This is a genomic window from Streptomyces sp. NPDC048270 (assembly GCF_040652335.1).
Lineage (GTDB): Bacteria > Actinomycetota > Actinomycetes > Streptomycetales > Streptomycetaceae > Streptomyces.
Genome location: NZ_JBEZLV010000141.1, coordinates 1 through 1,081 on the forward strand (window position 1 = coordinate 1; position 1,081 = coordinate 1,081).

The 1,081-nt window shown below is 78.5% G+C and carries 1 pseudogene; it reads left to right on the forward strand.

The annotated features are described in order from the left end of the window. Window positions 1–961, forward strand: a pseudogene (locus tag AB0D66_RS34655) (hypothetical protein); the annotation flags it as partial. Window positions 962–1,081: the final 120 nt, after the last annotated feature.

The window sequence follows — 1,081 nt, forward strand, 5'->3', positions numbered from 1 at the left end:
GGCCGGGCTCGTGATCGCCCTCGCCGCCGGCGGCCTGCTCGTGTGGCGGCCCTGGAACGGCGCCGACCCGGACGACTCCAAGCCCGTCTCCACCGGCCCCACCGGATCCGCGTCCGCAACCCCCGCCGCCGCCGCGTTCCCGGCCGAGGACATGCTGATCCGGCAGGACACCGCCCCCGGCTGGCCGGGGACCTGTCACGGCGTCATCGCCCGCCGCGACGCCTCGTCGGCCGCGCCCGTACGGCTCGTCCCGGGGGGCGTGTGCGATGTCCTGCCCCAGTGGTCCCCCGACCGGAAGTCGTTCGCGTTCACCCGCACCACCCCCGAAGGCACCGCCGTCTGGACCGCCGACGCCGACGGCGGGAACCCGCGGCGGATCGCCGCGATCGCCGGCGGCAGGGTGTCCTGGTCGCCGGACGGCGGCCGGCTCGCCGTGCTGCGCAAGAAGGACGGCGTGCAGCAGCTGTTCGCGGTCGACGTCGCCGACGGCTCCGCCCGCCAGCTCACCTCGGGCGCGGGCCCGGTCGAGGATCCCGCCTGGTCGCCGGACGGCAGGCACATCGCGGTCTCCCTGCAGACGCAGCCCGAGAACTGGCAGATCCACCTGGTCGACCCCGCGGCCGCGGACCGGGCCCCGCAGCAGGTGACCCGGCTCCCCCATCCGGCACTCGACGCGGTGTGGTCCCCGGACGGCAAGACCTTCGCGTACACCGCCGGGACCTACGGCACGGGCGGCCAGGGCGACATCCGCCTCGTGAACACCGACGGCACCGGCGACCGCGACCTGGTGGCCACCGCCGCCCACGAGATGGACCCCGCCTGGTCCGCGGACGGGGCCTGGGTGGCCTTCGTCCGCGGCCCGTACGAGAAGCCGGTGGTCTGGGCCGTGCGCACGGACCGGACCGGCGAGCGCGCGCTCACCGCCGCCGGCGCCGCCGAGGGCCATCCCTCCTGGCGCTGAGCCGCCGGTACGCGCACAGCGGTGCCCCGCCCCCCGCGGGGGGGCGGGGGCCCCCCCGCCGGGGGGAGTGGGGGGGCGCGGGGCCGGGGGGCAGCCGGGGCCCCCCCCGCGGGGGCCACC